The sequence below is a fragment of the Shewanella sp. SR43-4 genome, assembly GCF_014163845.1.
GTDB lineage: Bacteria > Pseudomonadota > Gammaproteobacteria > Enterobacterales > Shewanellaceae > Shewanella > Shewanella vesiculosa.
The window spans coordinates 91,893-110,023 of the sequence record NZ_JACJEB010000005.1 but is presented as its reverse complement, the minus strand read 5'-3'; the positions used below and the strand labels follow the sequence as shown (position 1 = coordinate 110,023).

17 protein-coding genes and 1 riboswitch are annotated in these 18,131 nt (G+C 40.9%); of the genes, 12 read left to right on the top strand and 5 right to left on the bottom strand.

The window, feature by feature from the left end; all coding sequences use genetic code 11:
- The first annotated feature begins 576 nt into the window (after positions 1–576).
- Entirely contained in the window at positions 577–1,542 is a 966-nt protein-coding gene (locus H5123_RS07180; protein ID WP_182697506.1) for a GGDEF domain-containing protein, read from the top strand.
- A gap of 190 nt (positions 1,543–1,732) precedes the next feature.
- On the opposite strand, the gene H5123_RS07175 is transcribed toward H5123_RS07180, so the two are convergent.
- Complete coding sequence (locus tag H5123_RS07175; protein WP_124015543.1) at positions 1,733–2,179, bottom strand: MarR family winged helix-turn-helix transcriptional regulator; 447 nt, start codon at positions 2,177–2,179, stop codon at positions 1,733–1,735.
- A gap of 212 nt (positions 2,180–2,391) precedes the next feature.
- Between H5123_RS07175 and H5123_RS07170 the strand changes: the two genes are divergently transcribed.
- From H5123_RS07170 to H5123_RS07155, 4 genes are all read left to right on the top strand, one after another.
- Positions 2,392–3,420 (top strand): NADP-dependent oxidoreductase, encoded by a 1,029-nt coding sequence (locus H5123_RS07170; RefSeq protein WP_182697505.1) that lies wholly within the window; start codon positions 2,392–2,394, stop codon positions 3,418–3,420.
- 43 nt (positions 3,421–3,463) lie between these two features.
- Positions 3,464–4,141: a type 1 glutamine amidotransferase domain-containing protein gene (locus H5123_RS07165; RefSeq protein ID WP_207891308.1), complete on the top strand. Its 678-nt coding sequence runs from the start codon at positions 3,464–3,466 to the stop codon at positions 4,139–4,141.
- Positions 4,142–4,270: 129 nt separating this feature from the next.
- Complete coding sequence (locus tag H5123_RS07160) at positions 4,271–4,891, top strand: glutathione S-transferase family protein (RefSeq protein WP_182697504.1); 621 nt, start codon at positions 4,271–4,273, stop codon at positions 4,889–4,891.
- Positions 4,892–5,111: 220 nt separating this feature from the next.
- Positions 5,112–5,711: a hypothetical protein gene (locus H5123_RS07155; protein WP_182697503.1), complete on the top strand. Its 600-nt coding sequence runs from the start codon at positions 5,112–5,114 to the stop codon at positions 5,709–5,711.
- Here the strand turns inward: H5123_RS07155 and H5123_RS07150 are convergent.
- Entirely contained in the window at positions 5,701–6,534 is an 834-nt protein-coding gene (locus H5123_RS07150) for a TIGR03899 family protein (protein ID WP_182697502.1), read from the bottom strand. The genes H5123_RS07155 and H5123_RS07150 overlap by 11 nt on opposite strands.
- A gap of 67 nt (positions 6,535–6,601) precedes the next feature.
- Positions 6,602–7,816 carry an MFS transporter gene (locus tag H5123_RS07145; protein WP_182697501.1) on the bottom strand — a complete coding sequence of 405 codons (1,215 nt, stop codon included), beginning with the start codon at positions 7,814–7,816 and terminating at the stop codon, positions 6,602–6,604.
- Between the two features lie 306 nt (positions 7,817–8,122).
- On the opposite strand from H5123_RS07145, the gene hemG reads away from it, so the two are divergent.
- Together hemG and H5123_RS07135 are read left to right on the top strand one after the other, a co-directional pair.
- A complete protein-coding gene (gene hemG, locus H5123_RS07140; RefSeq protein ID WP_182697500.1) occupies positions 8,123–8,644 on the top strand; it encodes a menaquinone-dependent protoporphyrinogen IX dehydrogenase in 522 nt (173 codons plus the stop codon).
- A gap of 3 nt (positions 8,645–8,647) precedes the next feature.
- Positions 8,648–9,178, top strand: coding sequence for a cytochrome b/b6 domain-containing protein (locus H5123_RS07135; protein WP_124015551.1), 531 nt, complete (start codon positions 8,648–8,650; stop codon positions 9,176–9,178).
- Positions 9,179–9,302: 124 nt separating this feature from the next.
- Here H5123_RS07135 and H5123_RS07130 read toward each other — a convergent pair whose 3' ends face one another.
- Together H5123_RS07130 and H5123_RS07125 are read right to left on the bottom strand one after the other, a co-directional pair.
- A complete protein-coding gene (locus H5123_RS07130) occupies positions 9,303–9,959 on the bottom strand; it encodes a thiol:disulfide interchange protein DsbA/DsbL (RefSeq protein ID WP_182697499.1) in 657 nt (218 codons plus the stop codon).
- A 457-nt stretch (positions 9,960–10,416) separates the two neighbouring features.
- Complete coding sequence (locus H5123_RS07125; protein ID WP_124015553.1) at positions 10,417–11,082, bottom strand: DNA-J related domain-containing protein; 666 nt, start codon at positions 11,080–11,082, stop codon at positions 10,417–10,419.
- A 369-nt stretch (positions 11,083–11,451) separates the two neighbouring features.
- On the opposite strand from H5123_RS07125, the gene H5123_RS07120 reads away from it, so the two are divergent.
- From H5123_RS07120 to H5123_RS07100, 5 genes are all read left to right on the top strand, one after another.
- Complete coding sequence (locus H5123_RS07120; protein WP_101085918.1) at positions 11,452–12,018, top strand: phosphoribosyltransferase; 567 nt, start codon at positions 11,452–11,454, stop codon at positions 12,016–12,018.
- A gap of 176 nt (positions 12,019–12,194) precedes the next feature.
- Positions 12,195–14,108 carry a U32 family peptidase gene (locus H5123_RS07115; RefSeq protein ID WP_124015554.1) on the top strand — a complete coding sequence of 638 codons (1,914 nt, stop codon included), beginning with the start codon at positions 12,195–12,197 and terminating at the stop codon, positions 14,106–14,108.
- 195 nt (positions 14,109–14,303) lie between these two features.
- Positions 14,304–14,627: a DUF3622 domain-containing protein gene (locus H5123_RS07110; RefSeq protein ID WP_182697498.1), complete on the top strand. Its 324-nt coding sequence runs from the start codon at positions 14,304–14,306 to the stop codon at positions 14,625–14,627.
- Positions 14,628–14,752: 125 nt separating this feature from the next.
- Complete coding sequence (locus H5123_RS07105; RefSeq protein WP_182697497.1) at positions 14,753–15,418, top strand: hypothetical protein; 666 nt, start codon at positions 14,753–14,755, stop codon at positions 15,416–15,418.
- A 374-nt stretch (positions 15,419–15,792) separates the two neighbouring features.
- Positions 15,793–16,011, top strand: a riboswitch (cobalamin riboswitch).
- 139 nt (positions 16,012–16,150) lie between these two features.
- Positions 16,151–18,130 carry a TonB-dependent receptor gene (locus tag H5123_RS07100; protein ID WP_182697496.1) on the top strand — a complete coding sequence of 660 codons (1,980 nt, stop codon included), beginning with the start codon at positions 16,151–16,153 and terminating at the stop codon, positions 18,128–18,130.
- The last annotated feature ends 1 nt before the right edge of the window (position 18,131 follow it).

The window sequence follows — 18,131 nt, the reverse complement described above, 5'->3', positions numbered from 1 at the left end:
TCTTTTTTTATTATTAGTAAGCTAAGCTTTCAATCCAACCCCCGAGGCTGTGATGACTTGTAACATATCAGCATTTTTAGCCGTGTAGAAATTTAAAAATAATAACAGAACTACAATGAACCATCATCACCTTGCAGCGCTGAGATTTAGTGTTATCGCTGTCAATACACGCAGATGCCGCCGACACTAAAAGCAAATGGACAATGATGAACTTAAAGAGGTTATGATACGGCCCATGTATTAGGCCGCAAGGTTGTCAGCCATGCCCATGCTGCCCAAGGAATTAATCTGCCTTTTGTGATGTAGGCCGGGGTTATATATAAACGCTAGTGCTAACTTGTTGCGGCACAATGATGGTTCAAATAGCCACAATGCCGCAGTTTTATTTTTTTAATAATTAAAAATCAATTAGTTATTCAACAAGGGGATAATCTATTTGATTTTTAGCGCGAGTGTTCGCATAATAGCCAATTGTGTTTATACAGTACTCTTCACTATAAACCTGTAGAAGGTTCTTCCACTTCAAGGCGTCAATAATGAATTCATACGGATGTTGATTGTAGCTAAGGAATGCTCATGTCGATTGATACTCTCGCGTTATTAGTTTTTATCTTATTGGCTTTGATCGCTTTATTGCTGTTTGCTAATTTGAAAGAATATCGACAAGAAAAAACACAAAAACATCTTATCAATTCTTATGAACAAATCCTCGATCACGTTGGCGCTTATATTTATGTCAAAGATACCGATTGCCGCTATGTATATTGTAACCAACTCACTTTAGATTATTTTGGCGTTAGCCTTGAACAATTAAAAGGGACGTCAGACAGTGATTATTTGCCTCCTGAAGTGGCGGATGTTTTGCAACATAATGACCATAAGGTGTTAACGCTTCAGCGTAAAGTATCTGGTGATTTTGTCGTAGAGGGTGAAAACGAGACCAATGTTTACCATGAAGTTAAGCAGCCTCTATATGATAAAAGAGGTCAGCTCATTGGGTTAATTGGCATTTCTACCGTTATCACCGAAGAATATAATCTACGTGTCAAACTGGAACATCTCGCCAATAGCGATCCATTAACAGGGCTTTATAATCGTCGTTCGTTTAATACATTCTGTGACCATGAGTTTGCTCGGGCAATGCGCTATGGTGAATCGCTGTCATTTATGATTATCGACATTGATTTTTTTAAGAATGTTAATGATACCTTCGGCCACTTAGTGGGCGACGAGGTGATTAAGCGGGTGGCTGATATATGCAATGAACATGCGCGTGAGTCGGATATATTGGCTCGAATTGGCGGTGAAGAATTTGCCATTATATTACCCAATACTAATATTGATTCTGCTTATGAACTGGCTGAGCGTTTACGAAAAGCTCAGCAACAATACGATCAACAGCAAGCGCCTTGTATTACCATCAGCATAGGTATTTCAACCTTAGACTCACAAGACAACACTTTTATCGATATGTTTAAGCGTGCAGATAAAGCGTTATATTCGTCAAAAAATATCGGCCGTAATAGTGTTAATGTAGCCTAATTGCATGTGATTATTGATCATTTCAGTATGATGGCTAAGCCGATTTAATCGCATCAGCCAATGCGGCGGCATCACGCAATTAACAATAGTTCTTAAAAATTGTTAATTTAAGTTGCACGCAATTAGTTATCGTGATTATCATATGTCTCAAGCAACGCACATTTACTGTCAATTTGAGTGCTTAAGTCAGTTAGAACTCAATATGCTTAGACAGTTTTAGTCTAAATTGATCCAGCCGTTGTTTTAGATCGCTCAGTTCAGCAAGGTCGATACCGCATTGCTCAACAATACATTCGTGGATCTGCTGGGCCCGAGGTTGGAGAAGATAACCTTTTTCGGTTAATTGCATGCATAGCACTCGCTCGTCTTTAGGCTCGCGAATACGCTTAAGCAGTCCGTCGGTTTCAAGGCGTTTGATGACTGGAGTTAATGCACCCGATTGTTGCCCGAGTTTGCTGGCTAAAGTTTTTAAACTTAAACCATCTTGCTCCCAAAGCACTAGCATCACTAAATATTGAGTGTAGGTGAGCCCAATAGAGTCAAGTAAAGGTTTATAGAGCTGCACGATTGCCAATGACGTCGAATAGACAGCAAAACAGAACTGATTCTCAAGTAGCATGGGTTTGTTTTTATTCATATCAGTGCTTAGCTCGCAAAATGGTTGGTGGTATTTAGGCTGATCAATTTAAGTAAAAGAAACGTATTAGTCGACCTTGGTTGTATATGGTATCAGTGTTTAGCTGATATGTATTACAGGTATGAATAGCTTTTAACATTTGCTAATCACTTAGGTCATATTGTCTTCTCGTGCACCATCTGATGGTGCCTATGTCATTTAAAGGATACAAGATGAACACTCAAAACCGTCGTATTGTTCTTGCCAGTCGCCCTCAAGGTGAGCCAGTTGCTCATAATTTCCGTTTAGAAACCGTTAACAAACCAGTGCCTGGCGAAGGTGAAGTCTTATTGCGTGCGGTGTATTTATCACTCGATCCTTACATGCGTGGCCGTATGAATGATGCCAAATCGTATGCCGAGCCGGTTGCTATTGATGATGTCATGGTTGGCGCCGCGGTATCACAAGTGGAAGTGTCTAATCATCCTGATTATAAAGTGGGTGAGTGGGTATTATCATTTGGTGGTTGGCAAGATTACTTCGTGTCTAACGGCGAAGGCTTAATGACATTAGGTGACAATCCTACTCATCCTTCTTATGCTCTAGGCATTATGGGGATGCCCGGTTTTACTGCGTACATGGGGTTATTAGACATTGGTGCACCCAAAGCGGGTGAAACTGTTGTGGTTGCCGCGGCCACTGGTCCTGTTGGTGCAACAGTTGGTCAAATTGCTAAATTAAAAGGTTGCCGCGTGGTGGGTATTGCTGGTGGCGCTGAAAAATGTCGCCATGCCAAAGAAGTACTCGGTTTTGACGAGTGTATTGACCATAAAGCGCCTGACTTTGCACAGCAACTGGCAACACATTGCCATGATGGCATAGATGTGTATTTTGAAAATGTTGGCGGCAAAGTATTTGATGCTGTGATGCCGTTACTCAATACCAGTGCTAGGGTGCCAGTCTGTGGCTTAATTTCTCAGTATAACGCGACGTCGTTACCTGATGGTCCCGATCGTTTGTCATTATTAATGGGCACTTTGCTGGTTAAGCGCATTAAGATGCAAGGTTTTATTATTTTTGACGATTATGGCGATCGCTACCCAGAATTTGCCCAAGATATGGGCCAATGGTTGGCACAAGGCAAGATTCAGTATCGTGAACAAATTGTCGAGGGTCTTGAAAATATGGCCTCAGCCTTTATTGGGCTTCTAAAAGGCGAAAATTTCGGCAAGATTGTCATTAAAGTAAACAATCCTCTGTAATCTGAGTGATTACGAATAAATTTACACTATTTAAGGAATAACAATGAAAGTATTAATGGTATTGACCTCTCACGACACACTAGGCGACACAGGTGAGAAAACCGGTTTTTGGTTAGAAGAACTCGCTGCGCCTTATTACGCATTTACAGATAAGGGTGTTGAAGTGGTACTGACTTCACCTAAGGGTGGCAAGCCACCATTAGACCCAAAAAGTGATCAAGCAGATTTTCAAACCGATTCAACTCGTCGTTTCGCTACTGACGAAAAAGCTCAGGCATTGTTAGCCAATACTCATACATTGGCATCAATTGACGTAGCAGAATATGACGCAGTATTTTATCCTGGTGGCCATGGTCCATTATGGGATTTAGCGAACGACAAAGATTCTATTGCGTTAATTGAGCAATGCTACAAAACAGAAAAGCTTTTAGGTTTGGTATGTCATGCTCCTGCAGCGCTTAAATACCCTAAAAAGCCAGACGGAACGCCACTTGTTGCCGGTAAAAATGTTACCGGTTTTACTAATGGCGAAGAAGAAGCGGTACAGTTAACCAACGTAGTGCCATTTTTAGTTGAAGACATGCTGCAGGAAAATGGTGCAACCTACTCTAAGGGTGACGATTGGCACCCATATGCCGTGGTTGATGGTAAGTTAGTCACAGGTCAAAACCCTGCATCATCAGAGTTAGTGGCTGAAAAAATGTTAGCGTTATTAAGCTAATCAGCTGCTTGGTTGAGTTGTTATACTTAACCTTAACTCGACATTACAAATAAGTAGATTGATAAAAGTAAACCCAGTGAGTTGTTCATTAGGTTTACTTTTCATCACCAACATTACAAGGACGGCTTAATGATTAAATTACATCACTTAAATAAATCACGCTCAAAACGTATAATTTGGTTGTTAGAAGAATTGGGCGTGGACTATGAGCTGGTTGCTTATCAGCGTGATGCAAGCACATTTTTAGCGCCAGAGTCGTTAAAAGCAGTTCATCCTTTAGGTAAATCTCCAGTATTAGAGGCCAGCGGTTACACTATTGCTGAGTCTGGTGCGATTACTGAGTATTTAATTCAAACCTACGGTGCAGATAAGCTGATGCCGACACCCGGTTCTGCAGATTACATTGATTATTTACAATGGATACATTTTGCTGAAAGCTCTGCTGCATTGCCATTATTATTGAAGATCTTTGTTAAAATGGATGGGGCTGAAACTCGCTTTATCGGTGGATATGCCGATGCTGAAACCGCAAAAGTTATCAGTTACTTTAATGACCGTTTGCAAGGTAAGTCATATTTAGTTGGCAACAGTCTTAGCGGCGCAGATATTATGATGTCGTTTATTGCGGAGCTTGTTGGCCAAAATGGCGAGTTTGAAAAATATCCAAATATTGCAAAGTATTATCAGCAATTAATGAGCCATGCATCATTTAAAAAAGCGATGCAAATCGAAGCTGAACACGATCGTTAATCATTAATGCGTATCCATTTAAAAGACGAACTCAGTTCGTCTTTTTTATTGTTGCAGCGGTTATTTTCATTCAGTTACCATTAGACTATTGATTATGCTTTTACCATCGGCAAGCCAATCTTTTATATACTAAATAAGTGGCTTTTGGTTAAAGATTGTTCGCTGTCATACTAAGGTGTTACTATAACAAGGGTTTTATTGCGTGCTACAAGGTTAGATTATGACAACTTTATCAAATGAGGAACTTGCTTATTTCAGTGATGTTTTTTCACCGGCAGATGACTGCACAGACAATACTTTATCGAAACATTCGTTAAGTGTCGCAACTGAAGTACCCCAAGTGCTTGCGCATATTTTGGGAAATGCCAAACTCACTTTGCTCGCTGAAATAAGCTACTATCGCTTATGGTTTCCATTGACCTTAACAATAGATGATCTTGGACAATTTTCTCCAGAATTGGGGATCCCAGAAGTGATTGATATGCGAGGCGGAGAACGCAGTTGGCGACTGGATGATGTTAAAAATATCAAGGTGATTGATCATGACACCGAGAAATACGTTGAAGTGTTATCTCTGTCTAGCTCGGGTATGACCATTAAGGTGCCGCAAGAACTTAACACTAAAATGCCCCGTTTAACCCAATTGATTTTACCTAATGGTGTTCATCTAGATATGTTGTTTGAACCTGTCAGGACTGAAAATGGGGTGATGGCGGCAAAGATTAGTGCAGAAGGTGAGTCGCGTGAAATATTGCGCCAATTTTTATTTAGCGAACATAAAGCTAAGTATGCACACCTTTATAAAAATATTAACTACTAACGATAAAATCCTTAGCTAACATAACTTTAACCGCATCGATAAAGTCATTGTCATTTTTGGCCTGAATTAATTGGCACAACTCATCACCTACACTGGTAAAGCGATAATAGGTAAATAATAAGTGCTGATCTTTAGGCTTTATAGTCAAGGTAGTATTAGACATTGCTAACTGAATGTTTTCATTGCTGCTTAGTAACCCTGTTTCAAACTCGCTTTTATGCAAAATCCCCGCATCGACTAGGGTTAAAATACTCGAATAAGGTAAGCCAAATTGCGACAGGCCAAAGTTTGTTTGAGTGTGCTTGCGAAAATATTGTTTTATCCCGCCGTTAATACGATAACTGCTAAGTAATTTAAACCTAGGCTCAGTGTTGATTTTAACTGACATGCCTAAGGCTTTTTCAAATATCTGTGCTTCTCGAAAGGTTAACTGTGTTAACAGTGCCAAGGTGCGAAGGCTAAAGTTGCCTGGATTGATGATTTCGCTGGCTAAGATTCTGGCCCATAAATCTTGCATTTTTCGATTATGGATCTGTTCTGCCATCTTAAAAAATTGATATCGCCAATCAGGATCTAACTCCACTCCAGTCACATCCGATGGCGTATAGTTAAGTGCTAATGCAAAAATGCTCTCAAGATTAGTTTGATGTTGGCTAAGTTGTTTGCGTTGACGGTATTGCGCCCGTTCTGCAACGGATGCGGTAGACGGACGATAATCGTCTTCACTGGCTAAACCGATAATGCGTCCGAGCAATAAGGTTTTTTTGCGCGCAGACACTTGAGTGTTGTCATCTTGTATCTCAGTTACATCAATATCAGCCATCACTCATCCTCTCAGTGCTTTGCGTTTGCGCCAGGTATTTTTGGGTATGACATTTATGTTGAATCGTTTAGTTTTTTGTCGTCAACGGAGACCATAAGGCTTCTTTACCCGGCACCGGATGGCGCGGCACATTGAATGCTAATGCGAGCGAGCATAGGGCAAACCCAGTACCAATAAAGAATACTGCTTTAGGCGAGCTTAACCACAATATACCTAATAACGCTGGAATAATCACCGCGGCAATATGGTTAATGGTAAAGCTTACCGACATGGTTGAGGCAATATCCTGTTTATCGGCAATTTTTTGAAAATAGGTTTTCATTGCAATTGCCATGGCGAAAAGCAGGTGATCGATTACATATAAACCCGCAGCAATATTGGCATCGCTGACATAAGCGTAGCTGCTGAAAATAAGCACTAAGCCAAGGTATTCAATAATTAACGCATTACGTTCCCCTATGCGACCAATAAAGCGGCCAATCTTTGGGGCAAACAATAAATTCACTAGGTAATTAATCAGAAACAAGGCGGTGATTTCAGACACCGAATAGCCAAATTTCTCAACCATCATAAAGCCGGCGAACACCATAAAAATTTGTCTGCGCGCACCAGAAAAAAACGTCAGTAAATAATACAGCCAGTAGCGTTTTCGCATGATTAGATGCTTGTGCTGAATGGAGCCAATGGCAAAACGTGGAAAGTATACCGCCATCATAAACACCATGAGCAAGCCACAACCACCAATGATGCTGTACATCCAGATATAGTCAAGTTTAAGCCAACTCATGATCAGCCAAATTGATCCGTAACCGACGAGCGCCGCAGCGGATCGCCATGCTAACGCTTTTCCCATAAATCCCGGGGCATCGGCTTTATCAACCCACTGTAATGTTAGCGATTGATTGATGGTTTCAAAATAATGAAAACCTATCGACATCAATACCGTTGTTAAATACAGACCAATCACGTCGGGAAACCAGCCGGTAATGCCCACGCCAATACACAACAAGGCCAAAGATGATAAGGCAAAGGTTTGTTCTTTGATCATCAGTAATACAAATACTGCGGTAAAGGCTAAAAATCCTGGTATTTCTCTTAGGCTCTGCAATAAGCCAATTTCGGCGCCGGTGAATGCGGCGCGTTCAATCACAAAATTATTGAGTAATGCCTGCCAAACTGCGAATACCATCGACATAACAAAGGTCATCCACAGCAGGAGGTGTTGTGGGTTTGTTCGTTCGATCGAAATGGGGGCAGCATGTGTAAGTGATGTGTCTGACATGGTTGAAACTCTTATCCCTAAGTTTATCCATCTATAGTGACATAAAATAGTTTTCTAAGTGAACTGTATTTTGCCTGTAATTTGGGGTTATCAGTCCATGATTCATTTGCCATGATAAATCTGACACAAGCTTGGTTATTTGGGTTTTTTTTGTCGATGATTTTTTGCGAAGTACTTCACATTGCATTGAGGCAGTGCATATTAGGTGAATTGCTTATCATGATGACGTGATCTGTTTCATGTAAATTCTGTCATCGGTGGTCTAAGATACTGTATTACTTTAAATGATTTCTATAAGAGGTCAGCATGAGTCAGATTTTACTGATCCATTCTAGTGTGCATGGTTACACTCAACAAATATGTGAGTATTTACAACGTCAACTCGCTAGCCAAGATCAGCAGGTGACGGTAGCCCCTTTGGACGACGCTCCCGATTTAGCCTTGTTTGATAAAGTGTATATTGGTGCCAGTATTCGTCATGGCAAACATCGTCCGGCGTTGTACCAATTTATTGAAACCCATCGAGCGCAATTAGAAAGTAAACCCAGTGGTTTTTTTTCAGTGAGTTTAGTGGCGCGTAAACCCCACAAAAATACGCCGCAAACCAACAATTATATGCAACAGTTTTTAAGTCAAAGTGCATGGCAACCTAAGTTGCTGCAGGTATTTGGTGGTAATTTAGATTACCAAGGTTACAACGCATTAGATCGAAATATTATTCGCTTTATAATGTGGCTAACCAAAGGTCCTACCGACCCCAACACTAAGGTAGAATTTACTGATTGGCAAAAAGTGGATCAATTCGCGCAGCAGATCATTAAGGAATAATGGATGAAGCGAGCGACAAGGCTATCGCAATTATTCGATTCCATCGCGACTAAACTGCATGTGATAACCGGCGGATTAAGCGTATTACTTATTGCTACTAGTCCTTGGATATTAATCGGGCGTCGTTTAGCCCCTAATAGCAGCGGGTGGAATCACTGGCATGTTTATGGCGGCCTGTGTTGTGCTTTATTAGCGGTGGCGCTGAGCTTTCATGTTTGTCGTCAGGGTCAATGGCGGCAGTTTTTTCCTTGGCTTGTTGGCGAATGGCGTCAGTGCTGGCAAGACATAAGCGGTTTGGCTCAAGGCCAGTTGCCTCATTCTGGTGGCAAAGGCTTATTGAGCGTGATTGCTGGCATAGGTTTATTATTATTGTTGTTGGTGTCTGTGACAGGTGTTGGCTGGTGGTTGACCCAAGGTGGTGAGTACGCCCTGAGTTTACGTTATTATCACAGTTTGTTTGCCGACTGCTTTGTGGCGGTATTACTGCTGCATGCATTACTTGGACTACTGCATTTACGTGACTTTTTTGATTAGGTTTTCAGTCTGAGTTTGGCACTGTGAGTTTAGTGAGTAAATAAAATGGCTATCAATTGATAGCCATTTTTATTGCAAGTGTTAGGTCTAATCTGTATTTCGACTAAGGATTCGCAGTAAGTTTTTATTTCGATAGAGCTAAAAAATTCATTAATTCAATTAGTTGGTCTAAGCTATTCATCTCATTCATATTAATGGCGTATTTATCATTAACGATAAAGGTGGGGACGCTATTCACTTTATATAGTGCTTGTTGCTGGCGCCACAAGGCTAATTGTTTCTCGGTATTACTGCTGTCGGCGATGTTGTCATAGGTTGCGGCATCGATGCCAAATTGGCTGAAGACTTTTCGAATGTCTTCACGGCTATTGATTTGTGATTGATGCTGGTGACCTTGAGCATTGTGATCATGGCCATTAGCACCTGCATCGCCTTGAATAGCGCTAAACATTGCATGGTTAAGTTTGTCTGCTTGACCAACCTGATGAATAACAGCCAGTGAACGCATTACTTCAGTGCCTAAGTCACTGTTCATAAAGTCTACATGCTTAGTGTCAAAGCTGATCTGTTTATCTAATCCCGCTTTAATTTCAGGAAGATACTGAGTTTCCATGTTGAAGCAGTTATGGCAGTAAAATGAAAAAAACTCAGTAATTTTAGGTGAACTTGTCACCATGTTATTCGATATTTGAGTGTAATGTTTACCGGCAATAAACGGTGTGGCGAGTGTGCTAAATGAGGCTGTTATTAGCATCAGTGTAATGGCAAAATATTTAATCATGTAAACCTCAAATCAATGTGGATGGCAAGTCATCGCGAGCAATAGACTTATCTGCTTTAGTTAAATAGGGTAAGTTTTTAAGCTGAATTATGACTTAAATCATCACTTAAAAAGGCGCTAATTTCGTGACCGATGCGTGCTTTATGAGGTTAACTGCGGATATTGAAGTGAGCCAATTGAATCATGTGGCGAGATGATGTGATGAAGTGCCAATAAAAGATGTGTTTCTGCTGCCGTGATCATTCCGCTCTGTTGATGTTATTGAGTGCTGTAAGCGTTGGCGATTAACAGTCAATGCGCCGCTCAACATGTTAATGTGGACTCGTTATACACAGTACTATGAGTGATAGGGACAGATACTATGAATGATAGGGACAAATACTGTCGACGTTGTAGTTATGCTAATGGTTTATACAAAGGTGCAGTTAAGCCATTAGCTGGTAATTATGTTTGCAGATTAGAGCGACTCTTTTAGAGTTTGCCATGCTTCGCACACTTCACGGAAACGTTCAGCATTGCCTTGATCGCGGTCTGGATGCCATTTAAGCGCCAGCTTACGCCATTGTTTACGGATGTCTCTATCGGTAGCAGTTTCATCCAGTTCAAACACTTTTAAGGCTTGGCCCACATGCATTAACTTGATATTAACGCCAATATACTCTTTATAAGTTGACCAGAACGACTCGAGCATTTCTCGCACTACGTTAACGCTGGCATCGTAATTAGCCCAGTCGAGATAGTAATCGCGTAATGCACCATCGCGAATATGTTGGACATCTGCACTGGCCGGAATAATCCTAAATATTTGGATTTCCATTGCCTTAACTTGTAACCACTGTTTGGGCATTAATATATCTTGTAATTCATACAAGGCATTCATCAATAAAAAGTTACGTTTAAAAAGATCTTTTTCCGGTAAAGGATCAAGGTTGTGCATTAGCCCTTTGGCTTGCAACTCGCTGGCTAAATGATGCACTTTCCAACTTTGATTAGTTGACTGCAATAAACTCAGCACAGGCCAAATAAGCGGATTATCACTTTTATTTGCATTGATTTGATTGCTTTTATTTGTATCGTCCCATTCAGGAGCATGGGCCGAGTGTAAGGTTTTATTGAGTAACATGGTGGTGTATTCATCCTGAATTGGCGATAAATTCTACTTATCATGAAACCACACTATGCCATAGCCGTTGTTAATCACAAGTAGATTTATACTCGCAGAGATGTCGATTTGAGCCTGCATATGCAGCTTTATTTGGCGATCTGGACCTCGACCTGAATGTAATGCTTAAGGGCTTGGTAATCTGGCGCCGAGCAAATTATTCAATCAAGCGAGGATGGACAGCATCAGCTGGCTGATTACAGGGGATTGCGATTTCATGAAGCGGTTAAATTTTTTATTTACCTTGATCAATTAATTACTATTCTTACAGGCAAGAAAGCTTTATTTGGTATAAAATTCCCCGCAATAAAATAATCGGGGGCTTAACCAATGACAGATAAACACTTTATTAGTGCGCAACAACTACTGGAAGATTCATTTAGACTCGCTGCACAAGTGTATGACAGTGGCTTTCGACCACAGTTTATTGTGGGTATTTGGCGCGGTGGTGCTCCAATCGGTATTGCAGTACAAGAATATTTCGATTTTAAGAAAGTTGAAACTGACCACATCGCGGTGAGAACCTCTTCTTATTATGGCATTGGAACCGATAAGCAAGATAAAAATATTAAAGTACATGGTCTGCATTATATTATTGAAAACGCTAACGCCAGTGATGGTTTGTTGATTGTTGATGACGTCTTTGACTCAGGGCGCAGCATTGATGCGCTTATTGGTAAGTTAAGAAAGTTTATGCGCTTGAACATGCCAACGGATATCCGTATTGCCTGCCCTTACTACAAACCGAAAAATACCAAAGTGGACCTAAAACCAGAATATTTTATTCATTCATCTGAAGATTGGTTAGTGTTCCCACATGAAGTGTCTGGTTTAAACCCACAAGAAATTGCTGAAGGCAAAGCTGACTTTAAGAACATCCAAGAGTTGTTTTTATAAGCGTAATGCTGCACAGCTTATCGCGGTTATTAGCAACGAATTTACTTAGAACTTTGGGTAAAGTTTGCTAAAATACAAGCACTATGCGAGTGCGCCAACATACTTATGTCAATGCGATAATATTAGTATGTTGGCGCACTTTTTTATCCGAATTGATGCGAAATTTAGTTAACATTATGGTTTCTGTAGAATTGTTCACCCCAGAGGCTCCTGTAAAGCGCCAGTTAGAACTCTTAGCCCCCGCTAAAAATGCCGATTATGGCATTGAAGCTATTCGTCATGGTGCTGATGCGGTTTATATTGGTGGCCCAGCGTTTGGCGCCCGTCACAATGCTGGCAACAGTATTGAAGACATTGCTCGCTTAGCAGAATTTGCTCATCGTTATCATGCCCAGGTGTTTGTGGCCTTAAACACTATTTTAATGGATGACGAACTTGATAAAGCCCAAAAGCTAATTTGGCAGCTTTATGAAGCGGGCGTCGATGCCTTGATTGTGCAAGACATGGGGGTGTTACAATTTGATCTTCCGCCTATTGCGTTACATGCCAGCACCCAAACCGATAACCGCAGCCCAGAAAAAACGGTATTTTTTGAGCAAGTTGGTTTTTCTCAGGTGGTGTTAGCCCGCGAGCTGAATATTCCCCAAATTCGTGATATCGCAGCCAGCACAAAAATGAAGTTAGAGTTCTTTATTCATGGCGCTCTGTGCGTCAGCTACAGTGGTTTGTGTAATTTAAGCCACGCTTACTCTAATCGCAGTGCTAATCGCGGTGAATGTTCACAAATGTGTCGATTACCCTGTAATTTGACCACGCGCGAAGGCGAAGTCTTAGCCGAAAATAAGCACTTATTGTCATTAAAAGATAATAATCAAACGGATAATTTAGAGGCATTAATTGATGCGGGTATTAGCTCGTTTAAAATTGAAGGCCGTTTAAAAGACATTACTTACCTTAAGAATGTTACCGCACATTACCGCCAGCAGCTTGATGCGATTATTGCCAAGCGTGCCGATCTAGAATCAATTTCTCATGGTCGTTGCGAATTTAATTTTACTCCCGATCCTGATAAAAGCTTTAACCGCGGTAAAACCGATTATTTTGTTAATGAACGGACCGAGGCGATTGAGCATTTTAGTTCGCCTAAGTTTATTGGTGAAAAAGTGGGCCGAATTACTCATGTCGGTAAAGACTTTATTAAAATCGATACCAGTGAAAGTGGTAAAGACATTCACTTTAACAATGGTGATGGTCTGTGTTTCTTTGTTGAGCATTATGAAACTCAGCGTTTGTCTGACGATAAACTCTCTGGTGTACGCATCAACCGCGCTGAGGGCAACACCTTATATTTAACTGAAGTGCCCAAAGATCTTAAAATTGGGGTGATGATGTTCCGAAACTTTGATCATAAGTTCGAAGCTATCCTCAACAAAGATTCAGCTAGCCGTAAAATTGCTGTCGATATGCAATTCTTTGATACTGATGACGGCGTAGGCCTAACGATTACCGATGTGCATAATATTAGTGCCACCGTCACTTTAGTGTGCGACAAAGCTCCTGCTAATGATCAGGCTAAAACCGCTGAAAATTTGAAAAAACAACTTAGTAAACTTGGCAGTAGCGACTTTGTGCTGAATAAGATTAATTTGCTGACACAAACCATGTGGTTTTTACCTGCCTCTGTGGTCAATGAGTTACGCCGCGATGCCGTAAGTGCATTAATGGCGGCAAGGGTTGCCAGTTACCAACGACCTGAGCGTTGGGTGCATGATAAAACGGCGCGTTTTCCACAAAAAGCATTGAGCTTTTTATCCAATGTGGCCAACGAAAAAGCCAAATCGTTTTATCATCAACATGGGGTGATTCAAATTGAAGACACCTATGAAAAAAATAATGTGTTACATGATGCACCGTTAATGGTGACCAAACATTGTCTCCGCTACAGCTTTAATTTATGCCCGAAAGAAGTTGAAGGTATTAAAGCTGATCCGATGTTTTTAGATGTTGGCAAAGATAAATTGAAGTTAGTATTCGACTGCCATAAATGCGAAATGATGATTGTTGGCTCCAACCAATTAGTCAAACAATAATGGTGTAGCAGCAATATTTTATTCATCATTGCTTTTCCAGTGGCAATATTCTCCTTGTCACTGGATAAGTTTTTTGAATAAGCTGAAAAAACAGCCATTAAATAGCTGCCCAAACTCGTGCGTTTCGAGTACACTGCGCGGCTGAAATTTCACGGGTTTAAGCCTGTGATACCTTAAGTTAGGAAAGAATAGATTATGAGCGATAGCAAAAAGTATGCTTTACGTGTTATTCAAATTGAAAACACGTGGAAAACTGAAATTACTCGTCGTATGACAGCGACTAAAACCATAGTATCAAAAAGCCAAGATGGTTTTGCCACAGAAGCTGAAGCCATTGCATGGGGCGAGCAATCTCTGCAAGGTTTTTTAGCTAAGCAAGCTGATCGTAACAAGCGTAAAACTGAGAAACACCTTAAAGCTAAAAGCGTAGCCGCGGCCATTGCTGCTGAATCAGCTATCGACGAAGAAGAACTTTTCGACGCTGAAGATGATGCTGAAGATGACGAAACGTTTAATTAATATGTTATCCAAGATGTAAATGTTATAGATAAGTTTCAATTTTTGTATGTTCAGGATAGGATATGCTCAATTAGAATGGTTTCGATCAACTTATCTTTATCTTGACCAAATAAGGATTCATTTGGATGAACAAGATTGCTGCAATTATTGGCTGCTCGGGGTGCATAGGGATATTGTTCCTGTTCCCGAGTAGTGCATCTGCTACCTCTCAAATCCCCATGACATTTGGTGAAGTTGGTCATTCATCAGCTACTGCGGTGATGTCTGATGATGTTCAGCAACTGACAAAGCTGTCTGCGAAGTTTGGTTTTTTACCACCATTGGATTGGAAGCTTGCCTTTAATGAAAAACGTGGTGATATGACCATGGCTGAGTTTGTTCCTAGTGATGAGTCGTTAAATAATTGGTCTCGTTTAGTCTGTATGCAAGGCTTTAAGGGCTTAGCCGATGACGTTGAACCAGAACAATTTTTAAATTCAATGGCTGACACTTATCGACAACATTGCCAAGGGCAGGTTATTTATCAACAGCTCGGCAGTTCTAAGGTGGATGGCCTCGAGGCTGTGCATGGTTTATTAGGTTGTACCAGTATGCCTAATATTCATAGCGCTTCAGCTGTGATTGAAACGTCTTTTATATCCCCTTTACAAGGTGAAATGGGCTATTTTACGGTAATAAGTGACGACGATGATGTCTATCTTATTCATAAATCTATTCGTACCGACATATTTACTCCTGATACCGCACCTATCACTATCGATAATTATCGTCAGTTCATGACCCAGCCCTAATCATTTTTTCTCGGTGTTGAACATTAACCCGAAGATGTCATTTACACTTATTTGTATCCAATTTTCAACTTTACATATTGATGTTTACGAATGTAAATGTGTGCTCACCAGCTCCCTTAGCCTTTAAGACCATCGCAATCTATGAGTTTATTTATCATTAAGTTGAATTATCTGTGAGATTACCTTTTGTAAGTATGAAGTACACCTTAGGATCCGTTATAATCGCCGCGTTATTATTTTGCTGCGCAAACGGTTACGTTTAGCACGCAGTGACTTAATACAAGCTTGTCATAACCAAAGACATATTTTTTAATGTTGAGCTGAGCCTCATGTTATTTTAATCGCTCACCTAAAGGCTAAGTCAGCGTTGAGGTGAGTGAGTCAATCTTTATGGTGCTTGCCGTGGGTCAATATCCCACAGCAGGATAATCGGGAAACCAGTGCAAGTCTGGTACTGCCCCCGCAACGGTGATTGGTGAGAGTCAGGTGCGCAACTCGATTGCGTTAATCATCTAGACTCGCGCGTGCTATGCCATTGAGGTCTTAGCACCACAGCCTTAGTCCGGAGACCGGCCTTAAAGGTGATTTCGATGATTTCGGTGGGCAGATCTCGAAATGTAATATAATACCGCTTGTTGGCATACGCTCAGAATTGATCTGTAGATTTGCCAACAGTCGTCATCTATATTGCGGCACTTTTGCCCCATTTTTCCTTTCAGGAGTTAAAGGTAAATGGGTACTAAACCAACAAAAATTGCATTGCTATTAAGTGCATTCTTCAGTGTAGTCAGTGTGAATGCTATGGCAGCAGACTCAGCGGCTACATCTTCTTCATCTTCAGCAATCAGCATGGATGAAACCCTAGTGGTTATTGGTCGTAATGCTGCTAAGCCATTAAATATTGCTGCCAACGTCAATGTGATTGATGCTGCTGACATTCAAATGAGCGGCGCGACTAACTTAACCGATTTATTACGTGGACAATCTGGTATTCAGGTGTCGGATAATAACTCGGGAACAGTATTTTCTATGCGCGGATTTTCAGCTTCGCAAGCGGCGAATAACACCCTGATTTTAGTTGATGGTCGCAGACTGAATAACATTGATATTGCTGCACCGAGTATTGAATCTATTCCAATTAACTTAATTGAGCGAGTTGAGATTCTATCTGGTAGTGCTGGTGTGTTATATGGCGATCAAGCTGTTGGCGGCGTTATCAATATTATTACTAAAGCACCAACAGAAACCAGTGGTGGCATACAAGTCAGTGGTGGCAGTTTTGACACTTATGAAGCGAAAGGTGATATTTCGGGTGCTATCAATGATGCATGGCGTTACTTTTTAGCGGCGAGTTATAACAAAAGTGATAATTACCGCGACAATAACGACAATGACACCAGTTCTATTTTAGGTCGCATTCAGTATCAAACTGACGTAGAAGACTTTTTTGTCGAAGTTAATTATTTTGATAATGATCGTCAAGTACCAGGTGCACTGACCTTAGCGCAATATGAAGCCAATCCTCGTCAAGTGGCTCCTTTTTCTGAGGGTGAATTCACTCATGAAATGACCACCGCATTACGCAGTGGCTATCAGTACCAGTTAAATAATATTTGGGCATTGAGTGCCGATTTAACCTATTCTGACACGTTAATCACCAGTCTGCTATATGGCAGTGAAGGGCGAATTGAGCGTGACTTATTAAGCTTTTCGCCTAAAGCGACCGCCAATTATCACTTAGATCATGGCGACTTGAATTTGGTCACCGGCATTGATGTGAGTACAGGTGAAGCAGATTTTGATACGGCTTCTATTCAACGCAATAATAAACAGACTCAACGTAGTGCTTATGTTCAAGCATCAGTGCCTATTACCAAGACATTATCTTATGTAGTAGGTGGCCGTTACTCGGAAGTGACTGACGATTTGTATGATCAGTTACTTTATCCTAACCGTATTGAAATTGATAATGACGCCCATGCACTTGAGTTTGGTGTTAATTATCGTCCGAGCAGCGAACATCGTTTTTATGTTCGTGCTAATGATAACTTCCGCTTTGCCAAAGTCGATGAACAAGCTTATACACCGCTGACAACTCAAGGGTTAGATCCACAAACGGGTCGCTCTTATGAAGCGGGTTGGGATTATACCACTACCACTCAAACATTGAAGATCAATGCTTATCAACTTGAATTAGAAGATGAGATTGTTTACGAAGGTGGTCGTACCGATGGTCCTTATGGTGGCGGTGCTAACGTTAACGCTGATAAATCACGTCGTTTTGGTATAAGCACGGCTTATGATGTTCAGCTTTCAACGAATTGGTTATTAGGTGCGTCGTACGACTATATTGATGCAGAATTCACTCAAGGCGAGAACGATGGTAAAGCATTATCTTGGGTGGCCAAGCACTCTGGTAAAGCTTATATGAGTTACGATATATCAGCTCATTGGCAAGCGTTTGTTGAAGGTGTTTACACTGGCGAGCGTTACATGGAAGGCGACAACAGCAATGCTGGCGATAAGTTAGACAGTTATGTATTAACCAACCTTGCGTTGAATTACAGCTATGTAGGGTGGAATGCCAGTTTACGTATTGATAATTTACTTGATGAAGACTATGTCGGCACAGGGTATTACTCTGCTTATGGCAGTGGCTATTATTCAGGTACTGGTCGTTCAATTAGACTTACAGCGGGTTATCGTTTCTAGA

Excerpts from the sequence above, each read along its gene's own strand:
- H5123_RS07100 (WP_182697496.1), top strand. The coding sequence starts at position 16,151 with ATGGGTACTAAACCAACAAAAATTGCATTGCTATTAAGTGCATTCTTC.
- H5123_RS07120 (WP_101085918.1), top strand. The coding sequence starts at position 11,452 with ATGACAGATAAACACTTTATTAGTGCGCAACAACTACTGGAAGATTCA.
- H5123_RS07160 (WP_182697504.1), top strand. The coding sequence starts at position 4,271 with ATGATTAAATTACATCACTTAAATAAATCACGCTCAAAACGTATAATT.
- H5123_RS07125 (WP_124015553.1), bottom strand. The coding sequence starts at position 11,082 with ATGTTACTCAATAAAACCTTACACTCGGCCCATGCTCCTGAATGGGAC.
- H5123_RS07145 (WP_182697501.1), bottom strand. The coding sequence starts at position 7,816 with ATGTCAGACACATCACTTACACATGCTGCCCCCATTTCGATCGAACGA.
- H5123_RS07155 (WP_182697503.1), top strand. The coding sequence starts at position 5,112 with ATGACAACTTTATCAAATGAGGAACTTGCTTATTTCAGTGATGTTTTT.
- H5123_RS07105 (WP_182697497.1), top strand. The coding sequence starts at position 14,753 with ATGAACAAGATTGCTGCAATTATTGGCTGCTCGGGGTGCATAGGGATA.
- H5123_RS07150 (WP_182697502.1), bottom strand. The coding sequence starts at position 6,534 with ATGGCTGATATTGATGTAACTGAGATACAAGATGACAACACTCAAGTG.
- H5123_RS07175 (WP_124015543.1), bottom strand. The coding sequence starts at position 2,179 with ATGAATAAAAACAAACCCATGCTACTTGAGAATCAGTTCTGTTTTGCT.
- H5123_RS07180 (WP_182697506.1), top strand. The coding sequence starts at position 577 with ATGTCGATTGATACTCTCGCGTTATTAGTTTTTATCTTATTGGCTTTG.
- H5123_RS07115 (WP_124015554.1), top strand. The coding sequence starts at position 12,195 with ATGGTTTCTGTAGAATTGTTCACCCCAGAGGCTCCTGTAAAGCGCCAG.
- H5123_RS07170 (WP_182697505.1), top strand. The coding sequence starts at position 2,392 with ATGAACACTCAAAACCGTCGTATTGTTCTTGCCAGTCGCCCTCAAGGT.
- H5123_RS07110 (WP_182697498.1), top strand. The coding sequence starts at position 14,304 with ATGAGCGATAGCAAAAAGTATGCTTTACGTGTTATTCAAATTGAAAAC.
- hemG (WP_182697500.1), top strand. The coding sequence starts at position 8,123 with ATGAGTCAGATTTTACTGATCCATTCTAGTGTGCATGGTTACACTCAA.
- H5123_RS07130 (WP_182697499.1), bottom strand. The coding sequence starts at position 9,959 with ATGATTAAATATTTTGCCATTACACTGATGCTAATAACAGCCTCATTT.
- H5123_RS07135 (WP_124015551.1), top strand. The coding sequence starts at position 8,648 with ATGAAGCGAGCGACAAGGCTATCGCAATTATTCGATTCCATCGCGACT.
- H5123_RS07165 (WP_207891308.1), top strand. The coding sequence starts at position 3,464 with ATGAAAGTATTAATGGTATTGACCTCTCACGACACACTAGGCGACACA.